The sequence below is a fragment of the Allobranchiibius sp. CTAmp26 genome (assembly GCF_017565405.1).
Classification (GTDB): Bacteria; Actinomycetota; Actinomycetes; order Actinomycetales; family Dermatophilaceae; genus Allobranchiibius.
Genome location: NZ_JAGEKR010000024.1, coordinates 1 through 15398, shown reverse-complemented (window position 1 = coordinate 15398; position 15398 = coordinate 1). Strand labels below are relative to the sequence as shown.

The following is a 15398-nucleotide window of genomic DNA, read 5'->3' as shown; positions in this document are numbered from 1 at the left end:
CGGACAGGAGTCTCTACGCTGACTCGAGTGGACACATCAGGCGCTGACGGAGGTGATGGCGAGGGCCACCCCCGGGATGTGTCTCCCATGGCATGGCTTGAACCGGAGATACTTACCGATGGGCAGCCACTGACCATCCATATCGCCAACTGCGCAGACCTGAGCGGCAGAACGCTTCAAGTGGATCTCGGCTACGTCGACGCTGTCGATTCAGCTTGGTGCTTGTCTACCCCGATCGTTATAGACGGCAACGGCCGCGGCACGACCACAGTGCCGTCTGGCTTGTCCTTGGGTACGGAAGCGATCGTCATGGTTACGCAGATCAAAAGCCCTGAGGAAAACATCTTACGACAGATTTCCTCTAGTCGACCGGCCACGCTCAACTCAGCGATATCATCGCCCAAGGCCAGCGAAGAGGTGCTCGCGGAACTGCTTGCCAAGCAGGGGGAAATGTACGGCACACCCCTGGGTAAAGTAGGTGCTGGAACAATCGAGCACCGTGTAGTAATCCTGGTCGAAGGCCTCCTTCTTACCCAGCCGGCAAAACTCCCGGGCTGGTCCATACAACCATTATCTCCTAGCTTAGGAATGGAGGAGTACCGACTGATCGTCAACCAAGTTGTGCGCGACTTGGGTTGGGCTCCTGGCGACATCGCCTCCGTCGAGCCATGGAGGTCTCAGGCGTCATCCGCCTATCCACTTTGTGCCGCCGTATTTCCCGCCGTTTGGGCAGTCACATACGAGGACGCCGGCCGTATGACCGAGGAAAGCGTGCGACTAGCACTTGCATTGCTTAGCGCTAATAGAGGGGCGGCGGGACGTCCGGTTGTCGTTGCCATTCAGCAACGCCAGTCGAATGACGGAGTGTTGACCAAGCTCTCACTACCTGGAGCCCAGTACTTAGGCAATCTCGCGGGTGGATTCATCGCGGGAGAAGACCAGCGATTCCTGCTCGACCAAGTACGCGCATCGGAGAAAGACCCAATCATCCGGCTTGCGTACGAACTGCTTGCGGAGGCAATTCCTGAAGCCTCCGTGGATGCCCGCTACTTCAGGTACTGGTCCATTCTAGAATTACTTTCGGGTGCTCGCATCGCACCGGGTCAGGTGGTCACGCTGCTTAATGGCTCCCCATGGCCGGGCGATCCAAACGCCACCACGAGCGCTGCAGCTCCTCGGGTTTACGAGTACCTTCGCTCGTCAACGACAGCTTCTCAAGACGGTGCCGCAGGGCCTGGCAGGTCCCTGTATGAGCAGGTCCGGATCTGGTATGCGCGGAGGAATGCAACTGGACACTACGGGCGCCTCGTTCCTGGCGACAGCAGGCAGGTTTCGAAGGGCTGGTACAACTGGGCCATGCGCTCCGTAGACGACCGTGGAGAGCCTCTCGGCCAACTCAGTGTCTTAAAGGAAACGGTCATCCGGGCGCTCGCCCGGGAGGTGCGCGCCAATTCCGGCTCGGCGTGACACTGTGCGCAGAAATTCTAGCCAGCCAATCCACTAAGTATCCTGCTGCATCGGCATAATCGGCGAAGTGGGACAGTCGACTTCGCGGCGATCGGCGAACGTATACCCCGCCGCGTGCGCCAGACGCGCCAAAGCCACAGAAGTTTGTGTCGACGAGACGTCAACGAGCGTGGCTTCACTAGTGCCGATACCACTGTGCGCCTATCCCGACCACAGAGCATCGGCCGTCCGTAGGTAGCTGATGTAGGCACCTCTCGTGCGCTCGAGGAGATCCGCAGTCTGAATGAGCGGGGCTTCATACGCCGTGGCCAAACGTGCCGTCTTCTAGCACCCTCACACCTCTCAGCCTGATCCTGCCAACGAGTTGGCGCACGGCGTTAACGCGGTCATCGGCGAAGACGCACGCTTGAGGTGGTTAGCTGGACATCGAGATAGCGTACAGAGGAAGCGAAATGGACGCCGTTGTCCTCAGAGACGGCCACGAGCGGACTCACGTGCGGTTCGCAGGTGTGCGTTGCTGCTTGATGCAGGCTGGGATCGCCGTCAACCAGATCACCCACTGGCCTGTTCGGGTCCCAGCACCAGCGTCACGCGACCCTACGCAGCGGTCAGACGCATCTCGCGCGCTCTCGGTGCTGTGATGCGAGTCGGTCGGGAACGCGTGCGAACGACTGGGAATGTGAGTTGATAGGACCGCACGCCGCATGGCTCCGCCATCGTTGTTCCAACCAGATGGAAGGATGACGCCGTGAGCGCCACTTCTGACGACCTGATCGACCTGGGATACAGGGCCGAGGATATGAATCGGCAGGAACTCGAGCGGTGCACGATCCTCACCGCGCGCGAAGAGAGCCTGTTGCGTAAGTTGAAGAGCCCCGGCCAGAGACTCCTGATCGGCCCCCGAGGCAGCGGGAAGAGCACCTATCTTCGGTTAGCCCGTTATCAGCTCCAAGACGAAGCCGTTGCGTTGCCGATATACGTCAACTACGCCAAGTCACTCTCGCTTGAGCCTGAGCTGCGCCGAGATCCAAGTGCTCTTGCCTTTTTTCGGCAGTGGGTCCTTGCTCTGATCCTTCGAGGACTGTCGCAAGCGACAGACGCTCTTGGACTGGAGCTAGCCGAAGCACCGGCGGTCCGACTGAAGCTCGCCACGACAGTTGCTGATGCCGTCGAGCGTCGCCGCGTGGACCAAGCTCCGCCGAGCGACTTCACGCTGACGGAGATCCTCGAGATACTAGAACGCGTCTCTGCAACTGCTGGCAGGCGGCGCGTGGTCTTGCTCCTAGATGACGCAGCTCATGCCTTCTCTCCGGAGCAGCAGCGCGAGTTTTTCGAGATCTTCGGCAATCTGCGATCCAGAGTGGTTAGCGCCAAAGCCGCCGTCTACCCCGGCGTGACGACCTATACCCCTCGTTTCCAAGTCGGGCATGACGTTCAAGTTTCGGACGTTTGGCTTGATCCCTCTGATCCCGACTTCATACCAATGATGAGTGAAATGTGCGAAAAGCGACTCGATGCAGAATCGTTGGCGCGGCTTCGAGGGCGCCGCGGTGCACTCGAATATCTAGCCCTCGCAAGTTTTGGGCTCCCGAGGAATCTGCTTTCCATGTTGTCGCAATTCCTAGAAGAAGATGAAGATGGTTCCCTCAAGAACACCACTCAACTGTGCGATTCAGCAATTGAAGATTCGGCGGCGGCGACCATCAAAGTCTTTCTGTCACTAGAAGAGAAACTGCCGAGATACAAAAATTTCGTTGCAGTTGGAAGCGATCTGGTCGGCGCTTGTATCGATGCTATATCGACGTATAATTCCGGCCGACCAGGCACAACTAAAGTCGTGTCGGTCCTCTTGCAAGAGCCGGTCCCGGCAGAGGTTGACCGCATTTTGGGCTTGCTGGAGTACGCAGGTGTTCTGCGGCGTTCCAGCAATCTCAGCATGGGCCCGAAGTCCTTCAGGCAGGTGGTGATTCATTACTCGCTTCTGCTGACCCATGGTGCCATGGCACTTGGGCGCAACCCGTCGATTGCTGAGGCTATTGACGGCCTCGCTCGACGTGAATCGTCCGCAGCGCGCGTTCGCCGAACACTTGCCAGTCTCCTGGGTAAGGATTTTTTGAGCCGCTGCAAGCTCGACATGGCGGCATGCCAGCGGTGTGGCACTCCTAGGGAGATACCCGAGGCGCGGTTCTGCTCGCATTGCGGGGCGCCCCTGACTGATGCCTCGATTTATGAGGAGTTGCTGTCGACAAGCATTGAGAAATTGCCAATCAGCCAAAAGCAACTGGATCGGATCACGGCTGCAGGAAAAGTAAGTACGGTCCAGGATATCCTGACCGACGAAGAGAATGTAAAATTGCTGGCCGCGGAATATATAGGCCCAAAACGCGCAGCTCAGATAAAATCCGTGGCCGAAGAGTTCATCTATGAGTGATGTCGTGGTGAACTATTCGGGCGTCGCCTCGCAGATCGATATCCGAGCTTGTGTTCGTGAGGTTCAAATCTCTCGAGAGTCTGCGATTTCTCAGTGGATCGATGACGTCATTCTTATGAACAGGTTGTCGACATCGCTCATGGGTGGGGATCACGACGTGACGCTGGGCCAGATGCTCGTTGCGCAGATGGTTGGATCTACTGAGAACTACTTTCGGACGGTTTTCGCCGATCTCGCAAATACGTGCCCATGGGTAGCTCGCAACGTCGCGTTGGAATCGATTCCTTTCTCTGCGGTTCGCACATTCGCGACGGGAAAAGCTGGGTATGGGTTGGTCGAGGGCGTGCTTTTTAGCTCGAAAGGAGTTATCGCTAAGCAATTCAAGCGATTCACGAAATATCAAATAGCTGAAGAAACGGCCCTTGGGAAGGCGGTAGCGACATTTGACTCGGTGTGCGCGATCCGTCATGCATCGGTCCACTGGTCCGGAAGGTTTGATACCCGAGCGCACGGAACCCTCCGAATCGATGACCTTGGCAAGGCTCAATACGGAGTCGCTCTCGACCTTGCGGCAATCCAGGACAGTTTGGCGGCGTGCGACTTCCTTGTGAGATCTTCCAATCAAGTCCTTTTTGATCACACGATGAAGCGATGGTTGGACGAGGGCTACTTGGGAGTGGACGTCTCTGCCGCAGACAGCCGGTCCCGGGTCCGGGCACTGTCCGCGATCTTCGCTGAGCGGCGCCTCAAGTCGGTAGTTTCCAGACGTATCGCCGAGTCCGCGGCGTCTGACTAGCGCCGGCCTGGGGCGGATTTTCTCCTAAGCTCGACGTACAGACCGAGGACGGTGCCCCCTTCCGCCGTGACTGATTTGCTGGCTAGCGGTCGGGGTGTCTGTCACAGGTGGAGAAGTTGCCGCGTTCTGGGCGGTACGACACCCGGTAGAGACGGGAACCCGCTTTGGGGGCGTGGGCCGAACGCGAGGCGATGCAGCCAGAACGAAGACAAGCAGTCGGGTTGACGTCAACCGGATTGACTCGGAACATCCTGGCCTCCAAGCCACGCGGGGAGTGCTGACTGTTTCGAATGTGTGATGGGTGTCTATGCGCCCGCGCACGTACGCGCCGGCTGCCAATGAGGCCGCCGGCACCTCTACACGAGTAGTAACCCAGAACTGCCGTCACCGGATTGGATCCGGCGGATAGCTGAGCGCGCGGACCGTCAGCTGCGCAGCTGCTCCTCCAAAGACGTTGCCACTGCTTCGAATTCGGCGAGGGCGGCAGTGAGGTCTTCAACGATCTCGCGGGCGATGATGTCCGGCGACGGCAGGTTGTCGAGGTCCTCGAGCGAATCGTCCTTGAGCCAGGTGATGTCGAGGTTAGCCTTGTCGCGGGCGATGATCTCGTCGTACGTGAACGACTTCCAGCGTTCAGACTCGGCGCGCTCGGTCGCGGTGTACTCAGCAACGAACTCGTCGAGGTCCGCACGGCGCAGCGGGTTCTGCTTGAGGGTGAAGTGCTTGTTAGTGCGCAGGTCGTAGACCCAAAGCCGCTCGGTCCAGGGTTGCCCGGGTCGGGCGACCTTCTTGTCGAAGAACAACACGTTGGCCTTCACGCCCTGGGCGTAGAAGAGTCCGGTCGGCAACCGGAGCATGGTGTGCAGGTCGAAATCCGCGAGCAGTTTGCGGCGGATGTTCTCGCCGGCGCCGCCCTCGAAGAGGACGTTGTCCGGCAGGACGACGGCCGCGCGACCGTTCGTGTTGAGGATCGTGGCGATGTGCTGGACGAAGTTCAGCTGCTTGTTGCTCGTGGTTGCAACGAAGTCCTGGCGTTCGATCTCGCGGTCCTCCCGGGCCTCCCGACCATCCGCACCGACCATGGTCAGCGATGACTTCCGGCCGAACGGCGGGTTCGACAGCACGACGGACCAGCGGCGGCCCGGGTCTGCGATCAGGGAGTCGCGCACCTCGATGAGCGAGTCCCCGTTGGAGGTTCCCATGCCATGCAGCAGCAGGTTCATCGCGGCCAATCTGGCTGTGCCGTCGACAAGTTCGTAGCCCGCCACGAACTCGTCGCGGAGGTGGTCACGCTGCGTCGGGGTCATCGACTCGGCGCCGCGCGAGGCGTGGTCATGAGCAACCAAGAGGAAGCCACCGGTGCCGCAGGCCGGGTCGACGACCGTGTCGTCGACCGTCGGTTGTACGACGTCGACGATCGCCTCGATCAGAGCCCGAGGCGTGAAGTACTGGCCGGCCCCGGAGCCCTTATCGGACGCCCCCTTGGAGAGGAGGTCCTCGTAGGCATCGCCCTTGATGTCGGTGCCCGACTGCGACCAGTTCTCCTTGTCAATCAGGTCGACGATGAGCCGGCGCAGCTTCGCTGGGTCCTGAATCCGGTTCTGCGCCTTACGGAAGATCGTGCCGATGACACCGTCTTCACGGGCGAGGCCGTTGAGGATCCGCGTGTACTCAAACTCCAGGCGGTCGCCCTGGGCGTCGAGCAGGGTTTGCCACGAGTACTCCTTGGGCACGACCTGCTCAGGCGCGAGCTTCCGGGTGGCCCGCTCTTGCGCCATCTTCAGGAACAGCAGGTAGGTCAGCTGCTCGGTGTACTCGATGACACCGACTCCGTCGTCGCGCAACACATCGCAGTACGACCAGAGTTTGTCGACCAGGCGGCGTGCATCAGTCATCGTGAACTCCTTGGCTTCGTAGGCGTGCGACCGCCGCGGCAAATCGGGGTACCCCGGTCCGCCGGAGCGATGCCAGCAGTTGGGGTGTCGACAGTGACGGGCGGGATGACTCGCGCGACTGATTCTGCAGGGCGAGGAGGGTTTCTCGCGGGTGCAACTCGAGTTGATCGAGCAGGAAGGCGTCCGGATGGCTGACGGTCAAACCCCACTGCCCGAGTTCGGGCCCAGGAAAGTGCTTCAGGTTCGCTGTGACGATGACCTGGCACCGAGACACGATCGCTGCGGCCATGACGTGAGCATCGTCAGGATGGCCAGGCATGTCATCGAGCAACTGCTCGTATGCCGCGACGGTTGCGTTCGGGAACGCACCCGTCATCGCTGTGATCCGTGCGTGGGCGCCTTCGCGACCAACGGACTCAATCGTGGCCAGATTGCGCTCCAGTTCGACCAGAACCTCAGCCGACCAGCGCGGCTCGAACGCTCCGTTCTCGGCGATACGCAGCAGGGTGTCGCACAGCGTCGGCGGGTAGAGGACACACGTGTCAAGCAGGACCTCGAACGTCATTGGTTCAATGGCGCTTCAGCGGTGGCTGACCATCGAGTAGGTCGTAAAGACCTGCGCTCTCGGCATCGCGCGCCATCTCGTCAAGACTCTGGCGCCGTTGCACAGCCACGCGCTCTTGATAGGCGATCAGATCCTGCAGAGCGACGTACCGGTGCCGACCCGGCTTCACTGCCTCCAGGTCGCCGCGATCAATGATGCGCACCAGGGTCGGCCGCGAGATCCCAAGGAAGTCGGCGGCTTCCTGGGTAGTGAGCATGGCGTTATGGGGTGCGACGGTCACGCCCATGCCCTGTGCCATGGCGTCAGCGACCTGCACCAGAACGCGGTGAACCTGGGCTGACAGCGCAATCGTCGTGCCGTCCGGTGCGATGAGTGCGGCAAGGCCACCGTCGCCCACCCGCAGGAAATTGGCCAGCGACGACGCTGACGCCTCGTCTTCCGACGACGGGAGATAGGTCTCAGCGTGCCGCGCGGCGGTCTTCGTGGGGGTCGGCATGGCGCTAATACTAGCTCGAAACGAACAAAACGAACAGAGTCGGACTCGGTTGGCGCAAGCGTTTGCTGCGCGCTGGCGCGCGTCCGGCACCAGATTGGGTGGAGCCCAAAGCACTACAGACTTTCGAAGAAGTCTTCGTCGAGCCGGTGCAACGTCACGGTCTGATCGGCCTGCACGCCCACGCCATAGGCGACGAGCAGCTCGGCCAACCGTCGACCGTCAATCAGCTCGATGCGTGCGTTGATCCGCTCGGCTTCCTGGATGGCGCCACTCGAGAACCGCGAGGTTGTGATCAAGACGCCTCTGTCGCCCTGCTTTCCGAGGAGGGCACCGGCGAACTCGTGGATCCTGGGCCGATCGATGGTCCGATCTTCGGCGTACCGCTTCGCCTGAACGTAGATGCGATCGAGGCCAAGCGGGTCCTGGCTGATGATGCCGTCAACACCCGCGTCCCCGGATGCGCTGGTGCGCTCGACCGATCCAGCCGTGCCATATCCCATGCCCGCCAGGAGCCGGATGACCAGTTCCTCGAACCCGGTGGGGGACAGTGCCAGCGCCGCTTGCAGGATCTCACCCTCGACCGCCGCTCGGTTCGTCGAGAGAGCTTGCTCGATGAGGTCGCTGGGAGTCGCCTCACTCGGCTCGTCGTGGACGGCGAAGCTCGTGGGCGAGGTCTTGTCGCGCGTCCGGTCGCGGAACTCGAGGTAGGCCGGGTACGCCTCGAGGGTCTTCATGTCAATATGCGACGGGTTTTCTTTGAGAGCCGCACGACCGTCGTCCGTGATCAGGACGTGCCCGCGGCTGGGCCGTGTGACGAAGCCGGCCTGCGAGAGGTAGGTGAGCGACCATCCGACTCGGTTGTCGATGGTGCGTTGCCGTCCGCTCGGCAGAAGCTCAGCTCGCTCGGTCTCCGTGAGCCGGAGCTCCTCGGCCATGACGTCCTTGACATCTCGGGATCGGCGGGCGGCACCGTCCGCCAGGAGAGCAAGGACCGGCCGCATGAGCGTCTGGAAGTCCGGTATCACCCGGCCACCTCCTCGATCACTTCGTCGTCGGTGCTACGGCCGGCGAGCCTGCCGCTGAAAGCAGCCGCAAAGACTGCACTCCGCAACTTTGCGACGCGGTCAACAAAGGGTTCTAGTTCGCCCCGAATCGAGGAAGCCCCTCCGATGACCTGGGTGGTGGAAGCCATCAGCCGTTCCCGGTCCGCGTTGTCAGGGATGGGGATTTGGATCGCCCGGACCAGACTCAAATTCAGGTTTGGTTGCACACCACCGGCTGCAAGTCGTCGCAGAGCCGAGTAGTTGGCTTCGAGGACGAGGCGGATCCACGGCTTCAGGGCTTCGTCCCGAACGTCGACAGCTGCGCAGGCCTGGTTTGTCGTAGCTGGGATGCCCAGCTCGGCGACCGTACCTCGGGTCTTTCCTTCGCCGTACATGGCAATCAGCAGCGTCCCCGTCGGATACAACTTCAAGCTCGTCTCGGCGAGTGCTGCGTCGGTAACGAACCGATTGGCCTCAAGGAGGTCACCCTGTGACAAGTCGCCGCTGGTTATCCACGGGATGTTGCCTCCCGCGTAGTACCGAGGTTCAGAGCGCTGCGGCGTCGTCCCAGTGCCGACCGATGCAAGTTCGCCCAGGGTGTAGGTCGTTGAGTTGCAAGCTGCAGCAGCGACGAGTAGTTGTCGGGCGGAGGACACCATGGTCTTCGTTCGCTGCTGAGCAGCGGACGCATAATTCGCCGCTGCGTCGAGACGGGAGAAGTGGTCTTCGATGATCTCAACAATTCGCCGTTGCTCGGAGAGGCCGGGCCAACGAATCTGCGTCTCCGCGAACCGCTTTGCAGAGATCTCTTTGAACGTCGTACCGCTGGCGCGCGAATCCAGATCTGGCTTTGCGGCCAACAAGTACCAGTAGAGATACTTCGAGTCCAGAAAATCGGGAGGTATGGCCGTCTTGCAGCCCTGATTTGTGCACATCTCTCGACCCGCAATAGCGACATATCCGATAGGTGCGCGCGAGCTGACGATAACCGATCCCGCCGGGACGAGCCGGGTGCTGCACGAGGCGAGGCCGGCATGCGTCAATGAACGGTCGCCGCCCTGCAGCGTCTGGGATCGATCGCGGGACATGTCATTCGGTGTAAGCCAAGCGATGGGGCCGCCCCAGAAACTTCGTACACCTGTCTTCGGGGTCGCACCAGAGACTATTTTGCAGACGTCACCTAGAGCTGCCTCCGACCAGCCGAACGGCACCTCGCTCATGCGGTGAGTTCGGCGTTCAGGTTCTCCAGCAGGTCGGCCGCCTGGTCGCCGAGGTCGCGCAGCGCACCGTCGACGCCACCGCGCTCGGTGAATGGTGCGTCGTCGAGGTCCTCGGCGGTGATGCCAGCGGAGTTCGCGATCACTTCGACCATCCGGTCCAGCCACCACCTTTGTGCCTCAGTGAAGTTCGTGCCGGCTTGCTCTTGCTGGGCGAGCCACGCAACGTACTGCTCGCGCACGCGGTCGGCGTACGGAACGAGTTCGTCGTCGGCGCCGACGGTATAGCGCAACAGCGACACCAGATCGGTGAGGGTGTGCCGGTCACTGTGGCGCACGCGGTCGATGTACAACGTCTCGTACGCGCTCCAGATGATGTCGGGCGTCCAGTTATGCGGCGGCCTGCTGATCCGGTCGGCGAGCTCCTGGATGTCGGCGAAGTTGATCCGTCGGACGCGGGCTTCACCGAGCAGCTGGATCGCGGTGATCTCGTCGCGATGCTGCTCGAGGTACGCCTCCCAGGACTCGACGACGGAGCGCGCCCGGCCGGTGTCGACGACGCCGCCGGCTGAGATCAGCGCGTCGGCGTTCACCTCGTCAATCACACGGTCGTGGGTGGCGCGCAGCTCGAGTATGCGGCCGCGCAGCTCAGGGTTAGCGGCGAGCGGTTTGGCCGCCTCGTCGAGGAGCCGTTGGATCGCCTCGGCCGGATCGGCCTGCCCCTGAGTCGCTGTGGCTTGGACATCGGGGTCGACCGCGTCGACCAGGCCGCGGACGATGCCGCGTACGGATCCGCCGGCGACACCGTCGAGCTCGTCACGTTCGGCGGGGGTGAGGTCGAGCTCGAGCTTGGCCAGGCGGGACGCGAGGGTGGCGGTCTCGCCCTCGGTGAGGGACAGCGTGGCGGCCTTGTCGAGCAGCTTCTTGAGCGAGACACCCTTCTCCCGGTTCAGGGGTGGGTCGACGAAGTCGTGCTCGGTGACTCCGACCGCGTCGACGATCACGAATCGGTCCTTCCCGGACGCGTCCGGGGTCACGGACTGGAAGTCGGCGGGAGCGATGGTGCGGGCACCGCGGCCTTTCATCTGCTCGAAGTACTGCGCCGAGAGCACGTCGCGCATAAAGAACACGCACTCCAGGGGCTTCACGTCGGTGCCCGTGGCAATCATGTCGACGGTGACGGCGATGCGCAGGCTGGGCGACGTGCGAAATGCCTGCAGCTGTCCCTTGGGGTCGCGCGCGTTGTAGGTGATCTTCGCGGCGAAGGCATTGCCCTTGCCGAACACCTCGCGCGCGGTGGTGACGATCTCCTCGGCGTGCGCGTCGTCCTTGGCGAAGATCAGCGTCTTCGGCACGGTCGAGCGGCCGGGAAAGATCTCGGTGAAGAGGCGGTCGCGGAACGTCTCGAGCACGAGCCGGATCTGCGACTTGGCGGTGACCGCGCGGTCGAGCTGTTTGTGGGTGTACTCCAGGTCCTCCTCCAAGGCCTCGAGGCGTTGCGTGCGGGTGCGCCGGTCGACCTTTGGCACGAATGTGCCGGCGTCGATCGACCCGCCGCGCTCGGAGATCTCGGTGCGGATCCTGTAGACGCTGAAATCCACGTTCACGCAGTCGGCGACCGACTGCGGATAGGTGTACTCCGAGACCAGGTTCTGCCGGAAGAACGCGAACGTCTGCTTGCCCGGCGTCGCGGTCAGGCCGACCACGTGGGCGTCGAAGTACTCCAGCACGCCGCGCCATACGCCGTAGATCGAGCGGTGCGCCTCGTCGACGACGACCAGGTCGAACGTCTCCGGCGGGAGCTGCGCGCTGTAGGAGACGGTGACGGGGGAGTCGGGCACGAAGTCGTCCAGGCCCGGGTCGTCCTCGGCGCTGACGTCCTGGCCCTGCAGCGCCGTGTACACGCGTTGGATGGTGGAGATGACGACGTTGCTGCTGGCGAGCATGCCGGAGCGGGTGAGCTTGTCGACGTTGTAGATCTCGGTGAACCGGCGCCCATCGCCGGGCGTGCGGTAGTTCTGGAACTCCGCGATGGTCTGGTCGGCGAGGTTGTTGCGGTCGACCAGGAACAGGATCCGCTTGAACCCACCGAACGTGAGCAACCGGTAGGCGAGCGTGACCGCGGTGTACGTCTTGCCAGCGCCAGTCGCCATCTGCACCAGGGACCGATCGAAGTGCTGCGCGGCCAGCGATTGCTCGACGCCGGTGATCGCGGTGATCTGCGCGGGGCGCAGCGCGGACATGTCCAACTCCGGAAGATCCCGCACTTTCGCCCGCCACGTGGGTGCGTCCGGGGCGGTGTCAGCGTCCCGGATGATGCGCGCAAGCGTCGCCGGCTGCGGGAACCCGAACAGCTGCCGCGCCCGTGGGTCGGGGTCGTAGCCGTTGGTGAAGTGCGTCTCGCTGCCACTCGCCTCGAACACGAACGGCAGTCGGCCATCGCGCGTCAGTGCTTTGAGCCGTACGTGGGCGGGCAGGCCCTCCGCATACGTCGCGGACTGCCACTCCACCCCGCTGAGCGTCGTGCCCAGCGGCTTGGCCTCGATCACCCCGACGACGCGTTGGTCGACGTACAGCAGGTAGTCCGCGCGACCGTGCCCCGACTTCATCGGGACCTCGCGGCAGGCGACGCCCTGAGTGGCGAACAGGTTCAACGCCTTCTTGTCCTGGACGACCCATCCGGCATCGGTCAGCTGGCGATCGATCACCACCCGCGCCCGTGCCTCGGCAGCCAGCCGAGCGTCGTCCCCGTGATGCGCATTCATAGTGTTCGCAGGTTACTGGGCGTGCCCCAACCTCGGGTCGTCCGACGGCGGATGTCGAGATGCAGCGAACATGGAACAAGAGACGCCTTGGAAATGATCAGCCATCCATCGTCCTGGAGGTCCTCGATGTAAAAGCCGCAATCGACTGTGATGGGCGGCAGATCAGATTTGAGTATGGCCAGTCCGCGAGTCTGATACCGAACGATCCTGAAGTGCCACTCGCACCAGCCAGGTCATGCCGCCGAGCTGAGACCGGTGCTGCAGCACGGGGAGCTGCACCCAGTAGTGCAGTACGCCGTCGGGATCCGTTCTTCGGCGTTGTACTAGTACTTCATACAATGCTATTAGCTGGTCGTACACCAGGGCGGACGTCTGGTCGCAATCCGCGCGAATGCATTGGCATCACCGCGGGCGGCGACCGATACGCGGCCGCCCCACCGATTCCCATGAGCCAGGGTTAGCAGCCGCTGAACATCCCCGGGGGTTCGCCGCCCGTGCCGAGGGAAACGAAGCCAAGTTGGTATGGCGTCATGTGGGTGCGCCCCGGCAGGAGACAAACCGGTAGAGCCAGCTTCACCGGGCGCTGCGCCCGGGCGGTCTTACGGGAATCGACCGGACCAGCGGCCGCGGCGGAACGGGTTGGCTGCCGGTGCTCAGTGGTATTGCCATGTCGACGCCGCTCGAAAGCTGGACAGTTGCGATGGCCAAACCCGACGGGGGCAAGGGCAGCGACCACGACCTCAGGTGGTAAGCGCGGAACCCTCGGACGTCCGCGTCACCACGGTATTTGGGATCGTGGCCGGTGGCCAGATCTGAGGATCATTGACGCGTCCGGGCCTGTGATCCCGGTAGGATCAGCAGTGACGGGCGGATCCACCTTGGAGGGCCTGAATGCTCCGAGAGGGAACCGTGGCACTTCGCCCCACTGCACGCGTGCTAACGCACAGACGAGATGTTTCCTGGGCTGGGCGTGCCATAGCCGCATTGCTCGTTCTGCTTGGTGCGTTCTTCGTCACACCACCCCGCGCAATTGCGGCTGCGGATGTGACGACGCCGGTGCTGAACTCGTTCAGCGCAGATCTGTCGCCAGTGACTCCGGGTCAGATTCAGACGCTGCACTACAGCGCTTCTGATGACTCTGGCGCGCTTAGTCAGGTCTTGTTCATTTACTCGGACTCCCTTGGCGGTCAACACCAAATAGCGCGTAGTGGCGGGATTCCGCTGACTGGGACCCTCACCCAGACCATTCCGACGACATGGCCCAACGGCACGTCCACACTCGATAGTGTCTACGTCACGGATGCGGGTGGGAACGTTGCGATTTACCGGGCGAACGGCAGCATTCAAAAGGTTCCAACGAACGCCGTGGGCCCAACCAGCCACACCCTGGACCTATCCACCGCCAACTTCACGGTCGATGGAAGCAGCGCCGATGTGACGACGCCGGTGCTGAACTCGTTCAGCGCAGATCTGTCGCCAGTGACTCCGGGTCAGATTCAGACGCTGCACTACAGCGCTTCTGATGACTCTGGCGCGCTTAGTCAGGTCTTGTTCATTTACTCGGACTCCCTTGGCGGTCAACACCAAATAGCGCGTAGCGGCGGGATTCCGCTGACTGGGACCCTCACCCAGACCATTCCGACGACATGGCCCAACGGCACGTCCACACTCGATAGTGTCTACGTCACGGATGCGGGTGGGAACGTTGCGATTTACCGGGCGAACGGCAGCATTCAAAAGGTTCCAACGAACGCCGTGGGCCCAACCAGCCACACCCTGGACCTATCCACCGCCAACTTCACGGTCAACGATGGGTCGCTACACGTTCCGGCCAAGCCCGACGCACCGTCGGCAACGGCAGGCGACGGGTCCGCCACCGTCTCCTGGAATCCGCCCACCAACGATGGCGGAGCGCCCATCGCCAGCTACACGGTTGTTTCGATCCCAGACGGCGTCACCGTTAAGACCCGAGGCACCTCAGCCACTGTCGCGGGGCTGAGGAACGGCGTGGCATATCAATTCACTGTGATCGCCTCGAATGCGGTCGGGTCCAGTTCGCCATCAGACACCAGCACCGCAGTCACTCCGCTTGGCACCCTGAGTCCTGGGACTGTCACGGTGTCGGGAACGACGAAGGTGGGGTCTTCGTTGAGTGTTGATCCTGGTACGTGGGGTCCGGGTTCGGTTGCGTTGTCGTACCAGTGGTCTCGGGTTGTTGGTGGTATCTCCACGGTGGTGGCTGGCGCGAAGGGTTCGACGTATGCGCTTTCACCTGCTGATGCGGGTGCCCAGTTGAAGGTGGTGGTGACAGGTAGTGAGTCCGGGTATACCACCGCGGACCGCGAGAGCGCCCTCACCAGCGCGGTGGCCTACGGCACGCTCGTCCCGGTGACGCCGAAGGTGTCCGGGTCAGTGAAGGTCGGTTACACGTTGACCGCAACGCCCGGCGCCTGGGGACCGGCGCCGGTGAGCCTGACCTACCAGTGGTACCGGGTTTCCTCCGCTGGCGCAGTGACGCCCATCTCCGGTGCAAGATCGGAAGAGCGTCGTGTAGGGAAAGAGTGTAAGTCCGCGTGGAGGTAGGTCGCGGTGACAGGTAGTGAGTCCGGGTACACCACCGCGGACCGCGAGAGCGCCCTCACCAGCGCGGTGGCCTACGGCACGCTCGTCCCGGTGACGCCGAAGGTCTCCGGGTCAGTGGAGGTCGGATACACGTTTGACGC

10 protein-coding genes are annotated in these 15398 nt (G+C 62.4%); 4 read left to right on the top strand and 6 right to left on the bottom strand.

The window, feature by feature from the left end; all coding sequences use genetic code 11:
- The first annotated feature begins 87 nt into the window (after positions 1-87).
- The 3 genes from J4030_RS16275 (at position 88) to J4030_RS16265 (ending at position 4694) form a co-directional block, all read left to right on the top strand.
- Positions 88-1467, top strand: coding sequence for a hypothetical protein (locus J4030_RS16275; RefSeq protein WP_208050295.1), 1380 nt, complete (start codon positions 88-90; stop codon positions 1465-1467).
- Between the two features lie 748 nt (positions 1468-2215).
- Entirely contained in the window at positions 2216-3898 is a 1683-nt protein-coding gene (locus J4030_RS16270) for an AAA family ATPase (protein ID WP_208050294.1), read from the top strand.
- Entirely contained in the window at positions 3891-4694 is an 804-nt protein-coding gene (locus J4030_RS16265; protein ID WP_208050293.1) for a hypothetical protein, read from the top strand. Before J4030_RS16270 ends, J4030_RS16265 begins: the two co-directional genes overlap by 8 nt.
- Positions 4695-5119: 425 nt before the next feature.
- Here J4030_RS16265 and J4030_RS16260 read toward each other — a convergent pair whose 3' ends face one another.
- The 6 genes from J4030_RS16260 to J4030_RS16235 form a co-directional block, all read right to left on the bottom strand.
- The gene (locus J4030_RS16260) at positions 5120-6589 is read right to left on the bottom strand and encodes a class I SAM-dependent DNA methyltransferase (RefSeq protein ID WP_208050292.1); all 1470 of its coding nucleotides are present in this window, start codon (positions 6587-6589) and stop codon (positions 5120-5122) included.
- Positions 6582-7154, bottom strand: a complete 573-nt coding sequence (locus J4030_RS16255) for a PIN domain-containing protein (RefSeq protein ID WP_208050291.1) — start codon at positions 7152-7154, stop codon at positions 6582-6584. Before J4030_RS16255 ends, J4030_RS16260 begins: the two co-directional genes overlap by 8 nt.
- A 4-nt stretch (positions 7155-7158) precedes the next feature.
- Entirely contained in the window at positions 7159-7650 is a 492-nt protein-coding gene (locus tag J4030_RS16250; RefSeq protein ID WP_208050290.1) for a helix-turn-helix domain-containing protein, read from the bottom strand.
- Positions 7651-7763: 113 nt separating this feature from the next.
- The gene (locus J4030_RS16245) at positions 7764-8651 is read right to left on the bottom strand and encodes a restriction endonuclease (RefSeq protein ID WP_243763503.1); all 888 of its coding nucleotides are present in this window, start codon (positions 8649-8651) and stop codon (positions 7764-7766) included.
- A 20-nt stretch (positions 8652-8671) separates the two neighbouring features.
- A complete protein-coding gene (locus tag J4030_RS16240; protein WP_208050288.1) occupies positions 8672-9913 on the bottom strand; it encodes a restriction endonuclease subunit S in 1242 nt (413 codons plus the stop codon).
- Positions 9910-12675: a DEAD/DEAH box helicase family protein gene (locus J4030_RS16235; RefSeq protein ID WP_208050287.1), complete on the bottom strand. Its 2766-nt coding sequence runs from the start codon at positions 12673-12675 to the stop codon at positions 9910-9912. Before J4030_RS16235 ends, J4030_RS16240 begins: the two co-directional genes overlap by 4 nt.
- Before the next feature lie 984 nt (positions 12676-13659).
- On the opposite strand from J4030_RS16235, the gene J4030_RS16230 reads away from it, so the two are divergent.
- Positions 13660-15258, top strand: coding sequence for a fibronectin type III domain-containing protein (locus J4030_RS16230; protein WP_208050286.1), 1599 nt, complete (start codon positions 13660-13662; stop codon positions 15256-15258).
- The last annotated feature ends 140 nt before the right edge of the window (positions 15259-15398 follow it).

Bases quoted from the DNA above. Each gene is read 5' to 3' on its own strand.
- J4030_RS16275 (WP_208050295.1), top strand. From the start codon at position 88: ATGGCATGGCTTGAACCGGAGATACTTACCGATGGGCAGCCACTGACC.
- J4030_RS16265 (WP_208050293.1), top strand. From the start codon at position 3,891: ATGAGTGATGTCGTGGTGAACTATTCGGGCGTCGCCTCGCAGATCGAT.
- J4030_RS16260 (WP_208050292.1), bottom strand. From the start codon at position 6,589: ATGACTGATGCACGCCGCCTGGTCGACAAACTCTGGTCGTACTGCGAT.
- J4030_RS16255 (WP_208050291.1), bottom strand. From the start codon at position 7,154: ATGACGTTCGAGGTCCTGCTTGACACGTGTGTCCTCTACCCGCCGACG.
- J4030_RS16250 (WP_208050290.1), bottom strand. From the start codon at position 7,650: ATGCCGACCCCCACGAAGACCGCCGCGCGGCACGCTGAGACCTATCTC.
- J4030_RS16245 (WP_243763503.1), bottom strand. From the start codon at position 8,651: ATGCGGCCGGTCCTTGCTCTCCTGGCGGACGGTGCCGCCCGCCGATCC.
- J4030_RS16240 (WP_208050288.1), bottom strand. From the start codon at position 9,913: ATGAGCGAGGTGCCGTTCGGCTGGTCGGAGGCAGCTCTAGGTGACGTC.
- J4030_RS16235 (WP_208050287.1), bottom strand. From the start codon at position 12,675: ATGAATGCGCATCACGGGGACGACGCTCGGCTGGCTGCCGAGGCACGG.